This is a genomic window from Thiomonas intermedia, from assembly GCF_002028405.1.
GTDB classification, from domain to species: Bacteria; Pseudomonadota; Gammaproteobacteria; order Burkholderiales; family Burkholderiaceae_C; genus Thiomonas; species Thiomonas intermedia.
In genome coordinates this window covers 2,146,171-2,166,230 of the sequence record NZ_CP020046.1, presented here as the reverse complement: position 1 = coordinate 2,166,230, position 20,060 = coordinate 2,146,171, and the positions used below count along the sequence as shown (strand labels likewise).

Here is a 20,060-nt window from a genome sequence, read left to right as displayed (position 1 = left end):
CTGTTTCATTTTTTACCCGTGGTGACATCGGTCAAATCATGTTTACGGTGCATGATGAAAGGGCGCGCGCTGGCTACAGTGCCGCAAGCCGCACACCGATTCGGCCCTCCCTTCCCCTCTGCTGAAGAAAGGTCTCTTCCATGAAACACACCGCCCTGTTCGCCGCCACCTTGGTCAGCGCAGCGCTGGCTTTCCCCTCGCTCGCATCGGCCAGTCTGCTCAAGGGTCACGAAGAGAAAGTGCAGTGCGAGAAGCAGGCCAAGGAGCAGAGCCTGAAAGGCAAGGACCGCACCGCGTTCATCAAAAGCTGCGTGAGCAAGGCCGAGACCCTTGCCGCGCCCACGGCCAAGGAAGGCGGCAAGGAATCCAAGAAGGAAGATGTGAAACAGGCGACGCACACCTCCGGCGCAGGCATGGCCGCCGCTGCGGGCGGCGGAGCCGGCAAGGTGTGGGTGAATGCCTCGACCAAGGTCTACCACTGTCCCGGAGACAAGTATTACGGCAAGACCAAGCACGGGGAATACATGAGCGAGTCGGCCGCCAAGGCCGCGGGCGATCATCCGGCGCACGGCAAGACCTGCGGCTGAGCCGCGCGACAGGTCTGGATGAAGAGGGTTGAACGGGTCATGCGCCGCGCCATGTAAAGGCCTCCCCCTCCCAGCCTCCCCCACGCCGTGGGGGAGGGGTGTTCGCTCCCTCCCCACAAGCGGGGAGGGCCGGCGTGGGGAGTGCAGGCTCAAACGTCAACGTACTGGATGCCTAGGCGCGGCGGGCTCACGCTGCGCTAAGTCGGGCCGCCTAGGCTGTGGATCTGTCTCTTTCGGGCCGTGCATCGCGGCCCTCGAAGCCATGTCCACCACTGCCCAGCCGCTTGCCCGCTATCACCTCGTTTCCCGCTGGTTCCACTGGGCGCTCGTCGCCCTCATCGCCCTGGAGTATCCCCTGGCCTGGTCGATGTCCGACCATCGCGGCGTCCCTGAAGACGCGCTGGCCTCCTGGCACGTGGGCGTGGGCACGACCATTCTGGGGCTGTTTCTGCTGCGCCTGCTGTGGCGCTGGGTGCGAAAGCCCCCGCCCCACCCGCCGATGCCCGCCTGGCAGGCCCGTGCGGCGCAAGCCACGCACGGCCTGCTGTACGCCGGCTTCGTGCTGCTGCCCTTGCTGGGGTGGATGGCCGCCTCCGCCCGCGCGTGGCCGGTGCATGCGATGGGCCTGATCCAGCTTCCGGCGCTGTTTCCGGCCAGCACCACCTGGGCGGGTTTGCTGGGCGATGCGCATCAGGCGGTGGCCATCGGGCTGCTCGGACTGATCGGCCTGCACATTGCCGCTGCGCTGTTTCACACCTACATCCTGCGCGACGGCAGCTTGCGACGCATGCTTTGAGCGATCTCCGGTGCCGGCGTTTCAGACCACCTTGAGGCCGACGAGCTCAGGTTTGCGGGCGGGCGGGGGCGCCTTGAGCGCCTCCAGCGCCTGCACCACCAGGCGGGCGACGATGAGATTGCGCACGGGCTTGCGATCGGCCGGGACCACAAACCACGGCGCCTGCGCGGTGGAGGTGGCCGCCAGGGCCTGGCTGTAAGCCGCCTGGTAGTCCACCCAATACTGGCGCTCCTGCAGATCGGAAGGGTCGAACTTCCAGTGCTTGAGCGGGTTGTCGATGCGTTCCTGCAGACGCTCGCGCTGCTCGTCGCGACCGATGTGCAGGAAGCACTTGAGGACGGCCGTGCCCGACTCGGCCAGCATCTGCTCGAAGTCGGCGATCTGGCGCAGGGCGCGTTTCATCTCGCCGTTCTTGAGCAGGCCGTGCGCCCGGCGGATGACGGGCTCCTCGTAATGGCTGCGGTTGAACACGCCGATGCAACCCAGCGGCGGCACCTGGGCGTGGACCCGCCAGAGAAAATCACGATGCCGCTCCTGCGGTGTGGGCACGCCGAACGACGCGGCATGGATGCCCAGCGGATTCACGCCCGTGAACACGGCCTTGGTGGTGCTGTCCTTGCCCGCTGAATCCATGCCCTGCAAGATCACCAGCAAGGCCTGCTCGCGCCGGGTGAACATCAGATCCTGAATCTCGCCGATGCGGCGGCGAAGATCGTCGAGTTCGTGCTCGATCTGGTCTTTGGACGGGTCTCCAGGCAGATCGATCTGAGTCGCACGATCCTGCAGATCGAGCGCATCGCCCGGGTCCACCCGCAGCCGGTTCAGATCGGTCAGGGCCGCCATGCCATGCTCAGCGCCTCACGCCCCGGGCCAGCAGCGCGAGATTGTTGCGGGCACGCTCCTCGCCCTGCGCTGCGGCCAGCGTCCACCAGTGCCGCGCCTTGTCGACGTCCTGCAGCTTGCCCAGGCCGCGGTAGTACAGCACGCCGAGACTGAATTGCGCCTGGGCATCGCCCAGCTCCGCAGCGCGCTGGTACCAGCCCGCCGCCTGGGCGTGGTCGGGGCCGCCACCGCGCCCCAGTGCCAGCAGCGTGGCCAGCTCCCGCTGGGCCGCGGGAAGATCCATCTCGGCGGCCTTGCGCAGCCAGGCCACCGCCTGGGCATCGTCGGCCTCCACGCCCTGCCCGGTGACGAACATATGGCCATATCGATAGCAGGCTTCGCGATGGCCCTGGTGCGCGGCCAGCGAGAACATGGCCGCCGCGCCGGCCAGATTGACCGGACCGCCGCGCCCGTTGAGCAGAAAAATGCCCAGATTGCACTGCCCCCCGGCGTCGCCCGCCTCGGCCGCGCGCCGATACCAGACCACGGCCTCGTTGGCGCTGCGTGGCACGCCCTGCCCGTGCTCGTACAGAAAACCCAGGCCGTTCATCGCCCGGGCCAGACCGGCCTCGGAGGCCTGCTGCCACAGGGTCAGCGCCTGGGCGTCGTCCTGGCCCACACCGCGGCCGTGGACGTACAGCCAGCCCAGGTTGTATTTCGCTCCGGCCGAGCCCTGGTCGGCCGCCTTGCGATACCAGTGCGCCGCATGCACATAGTCCTTGCGGTCGTGATAGTGCGCGCCCAGCCACTCCTGCGCGGCCGCGTCGCCCTCATGGGCCAGGACTTCGAGCGGATGCTGGGTTTCGTCGAAATCGAGGTGCGGCGGCGGCTCGGTCTGGAGATCGAAATCGGGCGAGGAAGGGGGCGTGGTACTCATGGGACTGCTGTTCTGATTTTGCCCGCAGCATAGCGCGACCTCACGCCGGGCCGAAAGCATCCAAAGGTATGCTTTGCAATCGCATGTCAACCCTTTTCGGAGTCCTTTCAATGCGCCGCTGGCTATCTCTCGTGTTGCTTTCCGTCGCCCTGCTCAGTCTGAGCGGCTGTGGCTACAACGCCCTGCAGTCGTCCGACGAGCAGATCAAGGCCAGCTGGGCCGAAGTGCTCAACCAGTATCAGCGCCGGGCCGATCTGGTGCCCAATCTGGTCAATGTGGTCAAGGGCTATGCCGCGCACGAGAAAGACGTGTTCGTGCAGGTGACCGAAGCGCGCGCCTCGGTCGGCCAGATCCAGGCCACGCCCGAGCTCATCAACGACCCGGCCGCCTTCGCCAAATTCCAGGAGGCGCAGGCGCAGATGACCAGTGCGCTGTCGCGACTGATCGCGGTGTCCGAGAACTACCCGCAGCTCAAGGCCGATGGCGTGTTCCGCGATTTGCAGGCCCAGCTCGAAGGCACGGAAAACCGCATCGCCGTGGCGCGCATGCGCTACATCGAGGCCGTGCAGAACTACAACAACCTGGTGCGCCAGTTCCCCAGCAATCTCACCGCCATGGTCATCGGCATGAAGGTCAAGCCCAGCTTCACCGTGGAGAACGAGAAAGCCATTTCGGTGGCGCCCAAGGTGGATTTCGGCGGCACGGCGCCCGCGCCCGCCGCGTCCCGGTGAGCCCCCGATGACATGGTCGATGGGTTCGCTGCCGCGCAGCCTGGCCTTTGGACTCGCCGTGCTGCTCGGCGGCTTGCTGAGCTTCGGCGCGCAGGCCGCGCTGGTGCCCGTTCCCGCGCTGACTGCGCCGGTGACCGATCTGACCGGCACCCTCACCCCCGAGCAGACCGCCACGCTCGACCAGGAGCTGCGCGACTTCGCGGCGCGCAAGGGCAGCCAGATCGCCATCCTCATCGTGCCCAGCACGGCGCCCGAGGCCATCGAGTCCTACAGCATCCGCGTGGTCGATGCCTGGAAACTGGGCCGCAAGGCGCAGGATGACGGCGTGCTGCTGCTGGTGGCCAAGGACGACCGCGCGATGCGCATCGAAGTCGGTTACGGCCTTGAGGGCGCCATTCCCGATGCGATCGCCAAGCGTGTCATCGCCGAGATCATCACGCCAGCCTTCAAGCAGGGCGACTATTTCGCCGGTCTTCAGGCCGGCGTGCAGCAGCTGATGAAACTGATCGACGGCGAGCAACTGCCGCCCCCGCAGACGAAGGCTGCGGGCGAGGGCCGCTCCAGCGCGCAGGAACTCGGGTTCATGGTGCTGATCAGCGCAGTCCTGGCCGGATCGGTACTGCGCGCGGTGCTGGGCCGCACCGTCGGGGCCGGGCTGAGCGCCCTGATCGCCGGTGGCGTGGGGTGGTGGCTCGTGGGCTCGATGCTGCTGGGGCTGACCTTCGGCGCGCTGGCTTTTCTTGCCGTCTTCAGCGGGGTGCGCCTGGGCGGCGGGCCCGGAGGGCTGGGCGGCGGATTTGGAGGAGGTTTTGGCGGAGGCGGCGGAGGCCGCGGATCGGGCGGTTTCAGCGGCGGCGGCGGGGGTTTTGGTGGAGGCGGCGCCTCGGGCCGGTGGTGAGATGCGTCTGAACCGTTTGCTGCGTCATCTCGGCTTCGCCCCCTGGCGGGTGCGTCAGTGGTTTCCGCATGCCACGCTGCATGCCATCGCCGCGGCGATCCACGCCGCCGAACAGGCGCATGGCGGCGAAATCCGATTTGCCGTCGAGGGCGCGCTCGACCTGCCCGAGCTGTGGCGCGGTCTGAGCCCCCGCGAGCGTGCGGTCGAGGTGTTCTCGCATCTGCATGTGTGGGACACGGAGCACAACGACGGCGTCCTGATCTACCTGCTGCTGGCCGAGCGCGATGTGGAAATCGTGGCCGATCGCGGCCTGCACGCCCGGGTGCCCGCCGAAGCCTGGGAGCGGGTCTGCCGTGGAATGGAGGCGCTGCTGCGTGAAGGCCGCTTCGAAGCGGCCGCCCTGCATGGCGTGGCCGAGGTCAGCGCCCTGCTCGGCCCTCACCCCCAGCCGCGCGGCAACGCCAGGCCCAACGAGCTGCCCGACTGGCCAGTGGTGCTGAGGCTGTGAGCCTCGCAAGAATGCGCCCCATCGTCCTTACGGAAACAACCCTTTGAACAACCCGGGCACGGCCTTCTGCAACGGCTCGGCCTGTGTCGGCGCGAGCTGCTTCTGCAGCTCGTTTTGCAGCGTGTTCTTCAAGGCCTGCCGCAGGGCATTGCCCCCCGCCTGCGACCACAGCACGGTGTAGCCCGGCTGGGCGAAGCGGCCCTGCACCCGCACGGGCACGGTCACCCCGCGCAGTGCGGCGAGCTCGGCTCCGCCCTGGCCCTGCAGCGAACCCACCACGCTGGGGAGCAGCAGATAGTCCATCTGCTGGCGGGGCAGATCGAACCAGCCTTCGCCGCCCACGCGCAGCAAGGGACTTTGCACCGACAGATCGCTGTTCTTCGCCACCCCGTTCTGCAGAACGAAGGTGGCCCCCATCGACGTGAAATCGGTCTGCTGGCCCGGGGTGGCGGCGAACTGCCCATCCTTGCGCGCCGCCAGCAGCATGCGGGCATTGCGCAGCATCTGCGCCAGGTTGAAGCCCTTGACGGCGCCGTTGCGCACGTCGAGCCGCGCCTTGCCCGAGACGCTGGCCAGAAGCGCGGGCAAGGTCTTGCCCTGCGCCGTCAGGTTCAAGGTCCAACTGGCCTTGCCCAGCAGAAAATCCTTGCCGCTCAGGGCCTGCAGCACCGGCTGCACGCTGACGTCGCGCGCACTTTGCTGCAAGGTGTAGTGCTGCTGCGCCAGATCGACGCGCAAGTCTGCATGGAGCGACCCGCCGAAGCCTTGGGCCGTCACCGATTGCAGCGCGAGGGTCTTGCGGTCGCTGTTGAGCTGGCCTTGCACCGCGCTCCATTCCATGCCCTTGAGCAGCAGGCTGCCGATCCTGAACTGGGCGTTCAACCCGAAGGCCTGGAAGGCGGACAGATCGAGAGTCGAGGGCGGCGCGGCGGGCCTGGACTGGGCGGTGGGCGGCGGCATCCAGTCGTCGAGGTTGATGCGGTCGGCATTCAGGTCGAGGCGCAGGGTGGCGGGCTGCGCCCATCCGCCGGAGAGCTTCATGGCGCTGCCGGCCAGTTGTCCCTGCAACTGGAACTGCCCGGTTGCACCGGCCGCGCCCGCGGCGCCGTGGTATTGCGCCTGGCCCTGCAGCGCCAGGGTCTGCGGCTTGGCGCCGGGGGTCATCTGGCCCGACAGTTTGATCGCCGCCAGATCGAGGCTGCGCTGCGCCAGGTCGAGCTGCACGGGCGACGCCAGGGTGAACCGCAGGGCGCCGCTCTGGCCGCTCGTGCCGCGTTGCACGTCGCACTGCGCCAGCGGAATGCGCAACGCGCGCCAGGGACCCGAGCCCTGCTGGGTGGTGAGTTGCACATGCAGCGGCTGCGCGGCGCCCAGATCGGCCTGGGCGTTGAAGGGCCCGATCTGCACCGTGTCGTCCTTGACGGCCAGCGAAGGCAGGTCGGCCTGCACGCTCAGAGACTCGCCGCTGTCGGTGCGGCCCGTGGTCTTGACCCGCCACTGCTGCGCGGTCAGGGCCAGCGCCGGGCGGGTGACCACGCCCAGGCTGGCGGCTTCGAGCTGGGCCTGCATCGCCTTCAGCCCCGGAATATCGCCCTGCACCGACAGCGCCAGATCGGACAGCGTCAGGCGGTGCTGGTCCGGGTCGGCCTGCAGCTTGCCACGCAGGGCCACTCGTGTCGCCACCGCGGGCTGGACGAAGCGCGCCGTGCCCCCCAGATGGAAGGGACCCGCGCGACCGCCCTCCAGCCCGGCCAGCCCGAGATCGAGCGCATCGATCTGCCCGTGGATCTGGGCCTTGTCATCGTCATAGGTGATCACGCCCTGCTCCACCTGCAGGCGGTGCACCGACAGGTCGAGCGGGCTGGGCGACGCATCGGCTTCGGTCTTGCTGTCGGGCAGCAGATCGGCGAAGTTGAAACGCCCTTGCGCATCGCGGGCGACATGGATCTGCGGCTTGATCATGACGACCCGGTCGACCACCAGCTTGCGCCGCAGCAGCGCCAGCAGATCCAGATGCAGGCGCAGATCGTCCGCCCGCGCGAACACGGCCGGCGAATCGCGCTCGCTGAGGCTGAAAGGCCCGGTGCGCAGCGTCAGCGGCGGAAACAGCTTGAGCTCGATCGTGCCCGGCAGAGCCAGGGTGCGGTGTTCGCGCTCCTTCACCACCTGGATCAGCGTGGCCTTGTACTGGTTCGGATCGAAGGTCAGCAGCAAAATGCTCAAGCCGCCCACCAGCAGGATGACCGCGGCCAGCAAGGCCGCCACCGCGCCCTTGAGCAAGCGCGCGGCCCAGCGCTTGCGCGGCACCGGCGCGCCGGGCTGCGGGGCGGCAGCCTCAGCCATGAGCGGGGCCCGCGCCGCAGAGGCGTTCCGCCGGGGGCACAATGCGGGTTTTATCGGTCAACATGGCCGCTGATTCTATTGATGCGGTACGTTGACGTTTGAGACTGCCCCCTCCCCGCCCGTGGGGAGGGGGCAGAACGGCTCCTCCCATGTCCTCTTCATTCCACCTTCTGATCTGCGGCGGCGGCATCGTCGGCAAGGCCTGTGCCCTGGCCCTGGCCCGCTCCGGGCTGGACGTCACCCTGCTGGGTGCGCGCCCGGCGGCCGCGCTGCCCGCTCAGGGCTATGCGCCACGCATTTATGCGTTCAATGCCGCCTCCCGGCAGCTACTCGATGCGCTGCGGGTCTGGCCGCAGGTGCCACCCGAGCGCATTGAGCCGATCCGGGCCATGCACATCCGCGCCGATGGCGCGCAACTGGTCTTCGACACCCGCGACACGCAAGGCGAGGCCCTGGCGTGGACGGCCGAGTCCGACGCCGTCGAGGCCGCGCTCGACCTGGCGCTGCGCTTCGAACGCCAGGTCGTCATCGACCCGGCGCAGGCCAGTCAGATCAGCCGTCTGCCGGACGCCTCGGGCTGGCAGGTGAGGACCCGCGACGACCGCACCCTGCGCGCCGGTCTGCTGATCGGCGCCGACGGCGAACACAGCCTGGTGCGCCGGGTCTCGGGCATTGCGATGGACACGCACGACTACATGCAGCGCGGCATCGTCGCCCATTTCCATTGCGCCGCGCCGCACGAAGGCATCGCCTTCCAGACTTTCGTGGACGGCGGCGTGCTGGCGCTGCTGCCCCTGGCTTCGCTGCACGGTCGGCATCAGGTCTCGCTCGTCTGGTCGGCCCCCGAGGCCCTGGCCATCGAGCTGCTCGCGCTGTCGCCCGAGGCGCTGGCGCAGCGTGTCGAAGCCCATCTGCCAGCCATGCGGGCGCGACATCTCGGCCCGCTGCGGCCCACCGGCGCCGCGGCGGCCTGGCGCTTGCAGCGGCAGCTCGCGCGCCGCACCGTGGGCGAGGGGCTGGTGCTCATCGGCGATGCCGCGCACCGGGTGCATCCGCTGGCTGGCCAGGGACTGAACCTCGGCCTGCAGGATGTGCAGGTGCTCGCCCACCTTTTGCAGCAGCGCGCCGCGGGCCAGGCGCCGGACGATCCGCGCCTGCTTCGGCGTTACTCCCGCGCCCGCGCGGAACAGGTGCGGGCGCTGGCCACCGCCACCGACGCGCTCGCCCGTCTGTATGGCGGTCACAGCCGGGTGCCCGCGCCGCTGCGTGCGCTGGGCCTGCAGGCGACCAATGCCCTGCCACCCGTCCGGCACTTGCTCACCCGGTATGCTTCGGGCCTTCCCTATCTAGTGTCCTGAGTAGAAGATTCGATGAACAAATCAACCGACGATCAACGCCATGCTGCGTTGCAAATCCTCGCCATAGCTTTGGCTATGGCTGTGGTTTGCGCCTTGCCTGGCGCCGATCTCGGCCGATTTGATCCTCAACGAACCTCCAACTCAGGACACTCGCCTAACGCGCAGGCTTGCGCCGCGCCGCTTTCATGAACTCATTGCTCTCACGCTCCGTCATGCGCGTTCTGCGCGGGGCCGCGCTGTCCGCGGCCTTCCTGTCTCTGCCCGTCATGGCGCAGACCGTGGCCGAAACCCGCGCGGCGCTGGAGAAGGCCATGCCCGGTCTGCCCGCCAGCGCCAAGATCATCAAGACGCCCTACGCCGGGCTGTACGAAGTAGACATCGGCACCAAGATTTTCTACACCGACGCCAAGGCCACCTTTCTGTTCGCGGGCGAGATCTTCGACACCAAGACCCAGACCAACGTCACCAAGGCCCGCATCGACGAGCTGCGCCGGGTGAACTGGAAGGATCTGCCTTTCAAAGACTCTTTCAAGCTGGTGTTCGGCAACGGCAAGCGCCAGATCGCGATCTTTGAAGATCCGTACTGCCCTTACTGCCACCAGATGGAAGCCACGCTGGAGAAGATGAGCAATGTCACGCTGCATGTGTTCGTCGTGCCCATCATCCGCCGCGAATCGTTGCCGCAGGCCCGCGACATCTGGTGCGCGCCCAACCGCAGCAAGGCTTGGCTCGATTGGATGAACAACCAGGTGCAACCGCCCAAGGCTGCGGCCAGCTGCGTCGATCCGCTCAAGGCCAATGTCGATCTGGCGAACAAGCTGGGCATTTCCTCCACCCCCACGATGTTCTTCACCGACGGCAGCCGCATGGAAGGCGCGGTGCCGCAGGAAGAAGTCGAGAAGAAGCTGGCGTCGATCAAGTAAAGACGACGCGCCACAGCAGATAGACCGCCATCCCGCCGGCGATGGCGGCGAGCAGCTTGCGGGTGCCCAGCGCCAGGGCGGCGCTGGCCAGCGCACCGGCCAGCCAGGGGTTGCGCCAGCTCAAGTCCCAGTGCCGGCCGTCGGGCAGCAACACCATGGGCACGACGATGGCGGTGAGCACCGCCACCGGCACATGGCGCAGCGCCTGCTGCACCCGCGGCGGAAAGCGCAGCCGTCCGCCCAGGCCGAACAGGGTGTAGCGGATGGCGAAAGTCACCGCCGCCATGCCGCCGATCACGGCCCAGAGCGTTCCGTTCATCGGGCAGCCTCCTCGGGCTGAGGGCGCTGGCGGCCATCCCTCCACACCCCGACCGCCACGCCCGCGAAGGCGGCGAGCATCAGGCCGAGCTTGTACGGCAGGTCGCGCGCCGCCAGCGCCACCACCGCCGCGGTGAGCGCCACGGCCATGCTCGGACGCTCGCGCAGCAGCGGCACGACGATGCCCACGAAGGTCGCCACGAGCGCGAACTCCAGCCCGAGATGCGTCAAGGCCGGGCTGGCCGTTCCCAGCCAGGCGCCCAGTGCGGTCCAGCCCAGCCAGTTGAGGTACATGGCCGCGCCCGACCCCGCCGTGTACCAGTGCTTGAACGGCGCGCCATCGTCGTGCACATAGCGGTGATACACCGTGGCGTAGGTTTCGTCGGTGAGCCAGAACGCCAGCAAGGCCCGCCAGCGTTGCGGCAGCCGTGCCATCTGCGGCTGCAGGCTGGCGGCGTACAGCAGGTGGCGTAGGTTGACGACCAGGGTGGTGAACACCACGACCAGCGCGCTCGCGCCGGTGCCCAGCAGGCTCAGGGCGATGAACTGCGCCGACCCGGCGAACACCAGCGCCGACATGGCCAGCGCCCCGGCCATGCCCAGCGGGCTGGCCGACGCCAGCGCGCCGAAAATCAGGCCGAAGGGCGCCGCGCCCAGCAGCAGCGGCAGGGTGTCACGCGCGCCGTGGCGCAGCTCGGTCGCCCGGCTCGCGGCCTGGCGATCCGGGCAAGATGGCATTGCACTCATGCAGGCAGATTACCCGCATGGCAGCGCCTCGTCTTGAACGTTCTTGCGCGGGGCGTAGCCGCTTGGCGTGACCCCGAACGCGCGTTTGAACAGCCGGTGCAGATGCGACTGGTCGGCAAAGCCCAGCGTCGCCGCCACCTCGGCCGGAGCCATGCCGCCGTGCAACAGGCGCTTGGCCTGCGCCAGCCGCCATTGGTTGCGCCAGGCATGGGGCGGCAGCCCGACGGTGCGCGAAAACACGCGATTGAGGTGCCAGGGGCTCAGGCCCACTTCGCGCGCCAGATCGTCGAGGGTCACCGCCGCGTCGGCGTCGGCACGCAGCAGCTCCTGCACCGTCCGCACCGCGACATCCTCACGCCCCGTCGCGGGCTCGCCCACCCCGGCGTGGCGCAGCAGCGGCGTCATGGCCTCGCGCCAGGCGCAGCCGCGCTGCAAGGGATCGCTCGAGGCGATCAGATCCGCATGCAGGCGTTGCAGAGCCGCGAACAGCGCGGCATCGTCGAACACCACCCGATCGAACACCGGCAGGCGCGCCTCGCCGTCGCGCAGTTCGGCCATGAGTTCGCCCAGCAATTCGGGCTGCGGATAGAACACCCGGTAGCTCCAACCCGCGTCGCAGCCCCGCTGGCCGTCATGCACTTCGCCTGGCGGCACCACGGCCACGGTGCCGGCCGGTGCGTCATAGCTGCTCCTGCCGCAGCGAAAGTGCTCCACACCGTTTTCGATCACCGCGATGGCGAAGGTGTCGTGCACATGAGGCGTGTAGACATGCGACCAGAACCGCGCCGTCAGCAGCTCCATGCCCCCGAAATCAGCGGCAATGTGCATGCGGGCCGATTCGGCCCGCGGGGTGGCGGCGCGAGAGGACATGCGCGGATTGTCCCCCAGAGCCCGGGGACTTGCCGGACGGATTCGACCGGCGATGCCGCCTGGGGGGACAATGCGCCATGATCCTTGCTGCTCCTCTCGTGCCATGGCCCCCGTCGTGATCGTGACCGGCGGCAACCGTGGCATCGGCGCCGCCACGGTGCGGCTGGCGGTGAGCGCCGGCTATGCCGTCTGCCTGAGTTACCGCAGCCACGCCGAAGAGGCGAATGAACTGGTCGCAGACCTCGCGTCACAAGGCGGCCGGGTGCTCGCGGTAAGCGCCGATGTCGCCAGCGAGGCCGAGGTCGCGCAACTGTTCGCGCAGGCGGACAGCCTGGGACCGCTTCACGCCCTGGTGAACAACGCCGGCATCCTCGAAACCCAGATGCAGGTGGCCGACATGGATGCGGCCCGCCTGACGCGGGTCTTCGCGGTCAACGTCATCGGCAGCTTTCTCTGCGCGCGCGAGGCGATCCACCGCCTGTCCACCCGGCGGGGCGGCAAGGGCGGGAGCATCGTCAACGTCTCCTCGGCCGCATCCCGCCTGGGATCACCGGGGGAGTACGTGGACTACGCGGCAAGCAAAGGCGCCATCGACACCTTCACCCTCGGCCTCGCCAAGGAGGTCGCCGCCGAAGGCATTCGCGTCAACGCGGTGCGTCCTGGTCTCATCGAAACCGCGATTCACGCCAGCGGCGGCGAACCCGGTCGAGTCAGCCGATTGAAATCCGCCGTCCCGATGCAGCGCGGCGGCCGGCCCGAGGAGGTGGCGCAGGCCATCCTTTGGTTGCTGTCGGATGCGGCCTCCTACTGTACCGGTAGCCTGCTCGACGTCAGCGGAGGCCGTTGACGTCGAGGCGCTCAAGACGCCGGTTTGAGTGCCGTGTAGCCGTCGTTCAGGGTGTGCAGGAAGGCGATGATGTCGCGCATGTCCTGCGCCGTCATCGCGGGTTGTTCGCCCGGCTTACGGTCGAGCGGCGGATCGGTCACATCCACATTGGCGCGATATGGCGGCGGCAGATCGTCGTACTTCTGCACCTTGCCGTCCACCGTGGGATAGATTTTGCCGGGTTGCACATCGCGGAAGTTGTAGAAGTCCAGCACCTGCTGGAGCGAGTGGTAGACGCCGTTGTGGAAGTACACCGGCCGCTGCGCCACGTTGCGCAGCGTGGGGGTGAGGAACATGCCGCAATAAGCGGTCTGGTCCTTCATGTCGGTGCGGAAGGGGCCGCACAGACCAAGATCGACATAGTGCGGATTCTGGTTCGCCGGGATGTGCGGATTGCGCGGCACGCCCAGCGCCTCGTACTGCGTGTCGGTGAACAGCGGCGGCAGGCGGTCCCGGGTCGGCTGGTCGAGATGGCAGGCGGCGCAGTCGGCCTTGTGCACGTCGTTGAACGCCAGGTAGCCGCGCATTTCACGCGGCGTCAACCGTGCCTTGCCCTGCAGCCAGGCGTCGTACTTGCTGGTGAAGGCGTGAAAACTCGGAGCTTCGATCTGATAGCGGGCGATGGCGAACAAGGCTTCGGCCACCGCCTGCTTCGGGTCACCGAACACATTGGGGCCGAACAACTGGAGGAATTGCGGCGCGTAGGCCTGATGCTGCAGGATCGCGGCGACGCGCTGCGGCGTGCCCGCGTCCATCTCCACCGGATTGAACAAAGGGCCGTCGGCCTGTTGCTGCAGGGTGTTGACCCGACCATCCCAGAACAGGCCGCCCGTGGGCACCAGGTTCTGCGCGGCCTGGGCCGTGCTTTGCGCGGTCTTGGTGGCCCGCTGACTGTCCTGCCCCAGCGCCACGAGCTGCTGCAGGGTGATGGTTTCGTTCTCCTCGTTGTCCGGGCCGATGGAGAAGGGCTGCTGGCGGTAGAGATAGGCCAGCGACGGCGGCGGGCGGAAGCCGGGCGAGCTGAGATGCGGCCCGCCCAACATCACCGGCCCGCTGCCCGGCGGGGGGTTGTACCCATTCGCCGGATCGTGGCAGGACGCGCAGGACTGCTTGCCCGAGGCCGACAGCGCCGGGTCGAAGAACAACTGCCGCCCCAGTTGCGCCACGGCCGAGAGGGGCTGTTGCGGCGGCAGCACCAGCTGCACCGGATGCGGGTTGCCGCCCAGCGCGTAGGTGATGCTGTCGACCGGATGCGTGAGCCAGGCTAGGGGCGCAATCGAGGGCTGCGCGTGCATCCCAAAAGCCAGACCAGCGCTTGCACAGGCCAACAGCAGGGTCGCGCCAGCCGCGATGCGGCGAAGCCTTTTGTGCCGCGTTCTCCCCCACCCTGCCTCCCCCACGCGTGAGGGAGGGGACGATGGCGTCGCCGCCACCGATGGTGCTCCCTCCCCACCCGTGGGGAGGGCTGAAGTCCGGGACTCCATCAGCTCTGCTTGGTGAAGAGCGACACGTTGAAGGTCGGCGCGGTGCTGCCGGCCGGGGGCTGGCTCAGCACGGTGCCCTGCGCCGGGTCGATGAAGACCTTGGTACCGGCCGACTTGCTGAAATCGAACAGGCCCATGATGGAACCCGCCGTGGCATCGAACGAACCGCCACCCAGGCGCTGGCCACCCAGCCAGTTGTCTTCGATGAAGCGCACGATGGACGCTTGGCTGATCGGGGTGTCGCTCACGTAGTTGGCCTTGGCCCAGGGCGAGATGACCAGGAAGGGGATGCGCGTGCCCGGACCGCAGCGGCCGTTGACCGGCTTGCCGTTCACGCCATTCATCGGCGTGCCGCTGCCGCAGACGCCGGCGCCGCCCAGCTGGTCGGCCTCGGCATCGAAGGACGCGCTGGTCGTTGTGGCAAAAGCGTGGTCATACCAGCCATCGGAATCGTCCCAGGTGACGATCACCGCGGTGCTGCTCCACTGCGGCTGCTGCTCCAGGAAGTTGACCACCTGGGCCACGAAGGCCTGCTCGTCGAGCGGATCGGAATAGCCGGCATGGCCGTCCTCGAAGGCCGGTGCCTTGAGGTAGGCGACCGCGGGCATATTGCCGGCCTTCACGGCGGCGAAGAAGTCCTGCAGGCCGTATTCGTGGTTGGCCGGATCGGTGGTCTTGTTGTCGGTTTCCAGAGTGTGGCCGATGGCCAGGGTCGAGCTCGGGCGGGCGTGGGTGGGGTTGGCCGTGCTCTTGTAGTACTGGAACCAGTTGTGGTGCTGGATGTAGTCGGCGACGGTGGAATTGACCACCGGCGAGAAGGTGCTGCGCTTGCAGCCGGTGGTGCCGTTGGGATTGGTCACGCTGAGGTTGAACCCGCCCATGAAGCCGCCCCAGGAGATGTTCTTGCCGTTGAGCAGATCGCCGATGTTCTTGCCCGACATGGCCACTTGATCGGTGGTGCTGGAGCAGATGTCGCCCGCAGGATCGACGTCGTTGATCATCGTGTAGCCGCCCTGCCCGTCGTTGATGTAATACGAGTAAGTCGCCATGGTGAACGGCTTCTTGCTGGTGGCACCGATGATCATGCCGTTGGTCTGGCCGCTCACCGCTTCGAGCGCGCCGGGCGTGGACGGGCCGTAGGTGTCGGTGTAGGCGTCGTCGCTCATCGCGAAGTTCTGCGCGTAGTTCCACAGCGCGGTGACGGTGTTGCCGTCGTAATAGCCCATGACCTGGCCGGTGGTGCCGAAGGCACCTACCCCGCCGGTCGAGCCCTTGCCGGTGTATTTGGGGAACAGGTCGGCCTTGCCGCCGTCGTAAGCCTGCTGCTCGGCGGTGTAGGCGTGGTTCTGGTCGGCGGTGGCGGCCTGGGTGCGGTCGAGGCGGAAGGGTTCGGCCGCACCTGCGCCGTTGGCGGTGTTGGTGGAGTTGGGGTTGTTGCTCAACAGATTGGCTTTGACCAGATTGTTGGGCGTGGTCGTGCCCGCCTTGGCCGTGAACGCGGGCTCACCCGTGGGATTGGTCGCGTTCGGATAGGTGGCGTAGTAGTGGTCGAACGACACGTTCTCCTGGTAGAGCACAACGACGTGCTTGATCGGCGTGGCGGTGGCGAGCGCGCGGGCCGCGGTGTAGCTGGTGCCGGGCACGGTGGCCACGGCGTCGGAGCCGCCGCCGCAGGCGGCCAGCGTGATGGCGGCCACGGCAACCGCCGAGGCCAGAAGGGTTTGGCGCAACATGGTGAACTCCCTGAATGCTCTGTCGAAGAATGAGGATCGCGTCCCGGGAACCGTCCCCGTGTCCGCAACGCCAGCGATTCTTAGAAGCGCAAATGTCGGTTCCGTGACCATGCAGCGCACAGCAACATCTTGTTGCACAACCTACAAACTGATGACAGTTTGTCGCAACTTGACATGCTGCGGTGCCCTGCCGACGGCTCAGCGCGCGAGGTTTTTCAGCGCCTGGCGAATGCCGTCATCGACGCCGCAGCCCTCGGGCAGCGTCTTGATGGCCGCGGCCGCTTCCCGCTCGGAATAGCCCAGCGCGATGAGCGCCTGCAACACGTCGGAGGTGCTGCCGGCTGCCGCTGTCGCGCCAATGCCCAGATCGGCGCCGAGCTTGCCCTTGAGTTCGAGCAGCAGACGCTCGGCGGTCTTCTTGCCGATGCCCGGCACCCGGGTCAGGCGGGCGGTGTCCTGCTGGGTCACGGCCTGGGCGATGTCGCTCACGCTCAGGCCGGAGAGCACGGCCAGGGCGATGCGCGGACCGATGCCGCTGATCTTGAGCAACTCGCGAAACGTGCCGCGCTCGGCCGCGGTGGCGAAGCCGTAGAGCAGGTGGGCATCCTCGCGGATGACGGTGTGGATGAGCAGGGTGACGGCCTGCCCCACGGCGGGGAGGTCGTAGAGCGTGCTCATGGGCACGTCCACCTCGTAGCCCACGCCGCCCACGTCGAGCAGAAGCTGCGGAGGGGATTTGTCGAGCAGGGTGCCGTGCAGTCGTCCGATCATGGGCAGACTTTAGCAGCGCCAGGAGTCTGCCGGGCTTGAGTCGCGTAGAGAGAAATAAGGGTGGGGGGGCCCGGTGGTGGCGGCTTTTTGCAGTACGCGACCTTCAAGCCCGGCGGGCTCCTCCTATTGATCCGGCCTGGAGAAGGAGGAACGGGTCATGGGCCTCGCCTTGCAAGCGTCTCCCCCTCCCAACCTCCCCCACGCTGTGGGGGAGGAGAAGACTGCGCTGCGCGTGATCTGCGTAAGCCCTCCCAACCTCCCCCACGCTGTGGGGGAGGAGAAGACTGCGCTGCGCGTGATCTGCGTAAGCCCTCCCAACCTCCCCCACGCTGTGGGGGAGGAGAAGACTGCGCTGCGCGTGATCTGCGTAAGCCCTCCCAACCTCCCCCACGCTGTGGGGGAGGAGAAGACTGCGCTGCGCGCGATCTGCGTAAGCCCTCCCAACCTCCCCCACACTGTGGGGGAGGAGAAAACGGTGCTGCGCGTGATCTGCGCAAGCCCCTCCCGACCGCCCCTACGCCGCGGGGGAGGCGTGTTGGCTCCCTCTCCACTTGTGGGGAGGGTTGGGGTGGGGTGCCGTTTCAGACTTCAACGTGCCGGATCAACAGGGCGACCAGCCGCTAACATTCGCGGATTGTTCTGCGACGACTTTCCATGACCCGACCTTCCTCCTACAGCCAAGAAGACCTCATCGCCTGCGGTGAGGGCCGCCTGTTCGGCCCTGGCAACGCCCAGCTCCCGCTGCGCGAAATGCTGATGATGGACCGCATCACCCGTATCGCCGACGAGGGCGGCACCTATGGCAAGGGGGTGATCGAGGCCGAGCTCGACATCCGCCCCGATCTCTGGTTCTTCGGCGTGCACTTCCAGGGCGATCCGGTCATGCCCGGCTGCCTGGGGCTGGACGCCATGTGGCAGCTCGTCGGCTTCTACCTTGGCTGGATGGGCGGGCCGGGCCGTGGCCGCGCGCTGGGGGTAGGCGAGGTGAAGTTCACCGGCCAGGTGCTGCCCACGGCCAAGCTGGTGCAGTACCGCATCGACCTCAAGCGGGTGATCAACAGCCGTCTGGTGATGGGCATCGGCGACGGCGCCATGATCGTCGATGGCCGGGAGATCTACACCGCCAAGGATCTGCGCGTCGGGCTGTTCACCTCCACCGACGGGTTCTGAGCCGAACGGCTGGTCCGTTCCGCAAGCAGCCCGATATTGCTGACTTGATGCCGGAACGAGACCATGCAGACACACTCCCCCGAAACGAGCGCCGAGCGCGATACGGAGCCGGCCGATTTCATCGGCGGTCTGCGGGACGTGGTGTTCCGCACCCGCGGCAAGACCTTCTGGTCCTATCTAAGCCCGGCCTGGACAGCGCTGACGGGCTATACCGTCGAGGAATCGCTGGGCCGCAACATCCTCGACTTCGTCTACCCCGACGACCGCCCCGCCAACAGCCTGCGCAAGCAGCAGCTCGAATCCGGCGAGATCAGCGCTTCGCGCCACACCAAGCGGCTGCTGCGCCGCGACGGCTCGTTCGTCTGGATCGAGGTCGATCTGCGCGTGCTGTACGACGACGAGGGCGCCTTTCTGGGCAGCGTCGGCACGATCCGCGACATTTCAGATCGCATTGCCCTGGAGCAAGCCGTCCGGCATGAGCGCGAACGCGCCAGCGTCACGCTCATGGCCCTGTCCGACGGGGTGCTGACGCTGGACCCGGCGCTTCGCATCGAATTTCTCAACCAGGCCGCGGCCGATCTGCTCGGCCTGAAACACGCCTCCGAGACGCTCGACCTGCCGGTCGACACCGTGCTCGCACTGGCCTCGCACGACCTGTGCGGCGTGCTGCATGACGCCCGCACCTCCGGGAGGACGCGCACCCTGGCCGACCGCTGCCGACACCCCGGCACCGAGGCCGACTGGGTCGAGGTCGATCTCACCCTCATTCCGCTGAGCGCGGCGCAACAGGGTTGCGTCATCGTGCTGCGGGACGTGCGCGAGCAGCGCGCCTTGCAGGCCAGGCTCCACCACCAGGCGCGGCACGACGCGCTCACCCAGACACTCAACCGCACAGGCATGCTCGACGAGTTGCGCCACGCCCATGCCACCTTTGCCGGCACAGGCGCGACGTTCAGCCAGATTCTGGTCGATCTCGACCATTTCAAGCTGGTCAACGACCACCACGGACACGCCACGGGCGACGAGGCCCTGCGGCAGGTCGCGCAGGCGATTCAGGGCGTGCTGCGCGCCGACGATCATCTCGCCCGATGGGGCGGCGAGGAATTCCTGTGTCTGCTGCCGCACACCACGCTCGAACAAGGCTTTGCCATCGCCGAGCGCATCCGCGGGGCGGTGCAGGCGCTGGAGCTCCGACATGGCGGCCAGCCCATTCCCTTGAGTGTCAGCGCCGGGGTGAGCGCCGCCTCGGCCGACCGTCAGGACACTCTGGAACAGGTGCTGCAACGGGCCGATTTCTCGCTCTACGAAGCCAAACAGGCCGGGCGCAACTGCGTGTGGCACGAGCGCATGGCCGGCCAGGGCGTGCTCGATCTGGTGAGCCAGGTGCAGGAGGCGCTGCGAGCCGACCAGCTTGAACTGGTGTATCAGCCCATCGTTTCGCTGGCCACGGGCGAGCGGGTCGGCCAGGAGGGCTATGCCCGCATCCGGCTGCGCGATGGCGTTGAAATCAAGGCCGCGCGCTTCATTCCGGCGCTGCAGCAGATGCACCGTGCCTACTGGGTGGACGAAAGAGTGATTCCGCGAGTGCTCGATGACGGCCTGCAAGGGCGCCTTCGGGGTGACAGCTTCGTCAACCTCTCCGCCGACCTGTTGCGCCGCCCCACCGTGATGCACGCCTTGCTCGACGGCTTTCTGCGACGCGCCGGGCGCGACTCCGGCGCGCGGCCGCTCGGGAAGCTCGTGCTCGAACTCGGCAATCGCCCGCTCCAGCTCGACGTCGCCGCCGTGCGCGCGGCGTTGCAGCCCTGGCTGGATGCGGGGGTGCGGCTGGCGGTCAATCAGTCGGGCTCAGGCCTGTCGACGATGGCGTATTGGACGGAGTTGCCCATCCACTTCCTCAAAATCCACGCCACCCTGCTGGAGCGTGCGGCTTCCACACCCAAGGCGCGCCTCATTCTGTCGTCCATCGTGCAACTGGCCAGGCAGCTCGACTGCGTGACCGTGGCCGAGCAGGTCGACCAGCCCGCCCTGGTCGACGTCGCCCGGGATCTGGGTCTCGACTGGCTGCAGGGCGATCTCACTGGCAAGGCGCAACACGGCCGCTGACACGCTCGGGGCAGACGGCCCCGACGCCCTGCGGGGGGCCGTCTGCCCGGACGGCGTTGGGGAATCCCCCGG

19 protein-coding genes are annotated in these 20,060 nt (G+C 67.8%); 10 read left to right on the top strand and 9 right to left on the bottom strand.

What is annotated here, in order from left to right; genetic code table 11:
• Positions 1-140 precede the first annotated feature (140 nt).
• Both BVH73_RS10100 and BVH73_RS10095 read left to right on the top strand, forming a co-directional pair.
• Positions 141-587, top strand: coding sequence for a PsiF family protein (locus tag BVH73_RS10100; protein WP_079418328.1), 447 nt, complete (start codon positions 141-143; stop codon positions 585-587).
• A gap of 262 nt (positions 588-849) precedes the next feature.
• Positions 850-1,383: a cytochrome b gene (locus tag BVH73_RS10095; RefSeq protein WP_079418326.1), complete on the top strand. Its 534-nt coding sequence runs from the start codon at positions 850-852 to the stop codon at positions 1,381-1,383.
• Between the two features lie 21 nt (positions 1,384-1,404).
• Here BVH73_RS10095 and BVH73_RS10090 read toward each other — a convergent pair whose 3' ends face one another.
• Both BVH73_RS10090 and BVH73_RS10085 read right to left on the bottom strand, forming a co-directional pair.
• The gene (locus tag BVH73_RS10090) at positions 1,405-2,226 is read right to left on the bottom strand and encodes a PPK2 family polyphosphate kinase (protein ID WP_079418324.1); all 822 of its coding nucleotides are present in this window, start codon (positions 2,224-2,226) and stop codon (positions 1,405-1,407) included.
• A 7-nt stretch (positions 2,227-2,233) separates the two neighbouring features.
• Positions 2,234-3,142 carry a tetratricopeptide repeat protein gene (locus BVH73_RS10085; RefSeq protein ID WP_079418322.1) on the bottom strand — a complete coding sequence of 303 codons (909 nt, stop codon included), beginning with the start codon at positions 3,140-3,142 and terminating at the stop codon, positions 2,234-2,236.
• Positions 3,143-3,252: 110 nt separating this feature from the next.
• Here BVH73_RS10085 and BVH73_RS10080 point away from each other — a divergent pair, with 110 nt between their 5' ends.
• From BVH73_RS10080 to BVH73_RS10070, 3 genes are read left to right on the top strand one after another with little or no spacing between them, the layout of a single operon-like run.
• On the top strand, positions 3,253-3,873 hold the full coding sequence (locus BVH73_RS10080) for a LemA family protein (RefSeq protein ID WP_079418320.1): 621 nt from the start codon (positions 3,253-3,255) through the stop codon (positions 3,871-3,873).
• A 19-nt stretch (positions 3,874-3,892) separates the two neighbouring features.
• Complete coding sequence (locus BVH73_RS10075; RefSeq protein ID WP_079418318.1) at positions 3,893-4,771, top strand: TPM domain-containing protein; 879 nt, start codon at positions 3,893-3,895, stop codon at positions 4,769-4,771.
• A gap of 1 nt (position 4,772) precedes the next feature.
• Positions 4,773-5,279 (top strand): TPM domain-containing protein, encoded by a 507-nt coding sequence (locus tag BVH73_RS10070; RefSeq protein ID WP_079418316.1) that lies wholly within the window; start codon positions 4,773-4,775, stop codon positions 5,277-5,279.
• 27 nt (positions 5,280-5,306) lie between these two features.
• Here BVH73_RS10070 and BVH73_RS10065 read toward each other — a convergent pair whose 3' ends face one another.
• Positions 5,307-7,622 carry an AsmA family protein gene (locus tag BVH73_RS10065; RefSeq protein ID WP_079418314.1) on the bottom strand — a complete coding sequence of 772 codons (2,316 nt, stop codon included), beginning with the start codon at positions 7,620-7,622 and terminating at the stop codon, positions 5,307-5,309.
• Positions 7,623-7,771: 149 nt separating this feature from the next.
• Here BVH73_RS10065 and BVH73_RS10060 point away from each other — a divergent pair, with 149 nt between their 5' ends.
• On the top strand, positions 7,772-8,980 hold the full coding sequence (locus tag BVH73_RS10060; RefSeq protein WP_079418312.1) for an FAD-dependent monooxygenase: 1,209 nt from the start codon (positions 7,772-7,774) through the stop codon (positions 8,978-8,980).
• 185 nt (positions 8,981-9,165) lie between these two features.
• Positions 9,166-9,903 (top strand): DsbC family protein, encoded by a 738-nt coding sequence (locus BVH73_RS10055; RefSeq protein WP_079420517.1) that lies wholly within the window; start codon positions 9,166-9,168, stop codon positions 9,901-9,903.
• Here the strand turns inward: BVH73_RS10055 and BVH73_RS10050 are convergent.
• Genes BVH73_RS10050 through BVH73_RS10040 form a run of 3 tightly spaced genes read right to left on the bottom strand, consistent with a single transcriptional unit; the run spans position 9,896 to position 11,838 of the window.
• A complete protein-coding gene (locus BVH73_RS10050; RefSeq protein WP_079418310.1) occupies positions 9,896-10,222 on the bottom strand; it encodes an AzlD domain-containing protein in 327 nt (108 codons plus the stop codon). The two genes, BVH73_RS10055 and BVH73_RS10050, sit on opposite strands and share 8 nt — an antisense overlap.
• Positions 10,219-10,959 (bottom strand): AzlC family ABC transporter permease, encoded by a 741-nt coding sequence (locus BVH73_RS10045; RefSeq protein WP_154048538.1) that lies wholly within the window; start codon positions 10,957-10,959, stop codon positions 10,219-10,221. Before BVH73_RS10045 ends, BVH73_RS10050 begins: the two co-directional genes overlap by 4 nt.
• An 18-nt stretch (positions 10,960-10,977) precedes the next feature.
• Complete coding sequence (locus BVH73_RS10040; RefSeq protein ID WP_079418306.1) at positions 10,978-11,838, bottom strand: helix-turn-helix domain-containing protein; 861 nt, start codon at positions 11,836-11,838, stop codon at positions 10,978-10,980.
• A 103-nt stretch (positions 11,839-11,941) separates the two neighbouring features.
• On the opposite strand from BVH73_RS10040, the gene BVH73_RS10035 reads away from it, so the two are divergent.
• On the top strand, positions 11,942-12,685 hold the full coding sequence (locus BVH73_RS10035; RefSeq protein WP_079418304.1) for an SDR family oxidoreductase: 744 nt from the start codon (positions 11,942-11,944) through the stop codon (positions 12,683-12,685).
• A gap of 11 nt (positions 12,686-12,696) precedes the next feature.
• Here the strand turns inward: BVH73_RS10035 and BVH73_RS10030 are convergent, their stop codons facing one another.
• From BVH73_RS10030 to ruvA, 3 genes are all read right to left on the bottom strand, one after another.
• Positions 12,697-14,208 carry a cytochrome-c peroxidase gene (locus BVH73_RS10030; RefSeq protein WP_079418302.1) on the bottom strand — a complete coding sequence of 504 codons (1,512 nt, stop codon included), beginning with the start codon at positions 14,206-14,208 and terminating at the stop codon, positions 12,697-12,699.
• The gene (locus tag BVH73_RS10025) at positions 14,208-15,941 is read right to left on the bottom strand and encodes a phospholipase C (protein WP_079418300.1); all 1,734 of its coding nucleotides are present in this window, start codon (positions 15,939-15,941) and stop codon (positions 14,208-14,210) included. The genes BVH73_RS10030 and BVH73_RS10025 overlap by 1 nt, the downstream gene beginning before the upstream one ends.
• A gap of 198 nt (positions 15,942-16,139) precedes the next feature.
• Entirely contained in the window at positions 16,140-16,712 is a 573-nt protein-coding gene (ruvA, locus tag BVH73_RS10020) for a Holliday junction branch migration protein RuvA (protein ID WP_079418298.1), read from the bottom strand.
• 654 nt (positions 16,713-17,366) lie between these two features.
• Here ruvA and fabA point away from each other — a divergent pair.
• Together fabA and BVH73_RS10005 are read left to right on the top strand one after the other, a co-directional pair.
• On the top strand, positions 17,367-17,882 hold the full coding sequence (gene fabA, locus BVH73_RS10010; RefSeq protein WP_079418294.1) for a 3-hydroxyacyl-[acyl-carrier-protein] dehydratase FabA: 516 nt from the start codon (positions 17,367-17,369) through the stop codon (positions 17,880-17,882).
• Between the two features lie 63 nt (positions 17,883-17,945).
• A complete protein-coding gene (locus BVH73_RS10005; RefSeq protein ID WP_079418292.1) occupies positions 17,946-19,988 on the top strand; it encodes a diguanylate cyclase domain-containing protein in 2,043 nt (680 codons plus the stop codon).
• Positions 19,989-20,060: the final 72 nt, after the last annotated feature.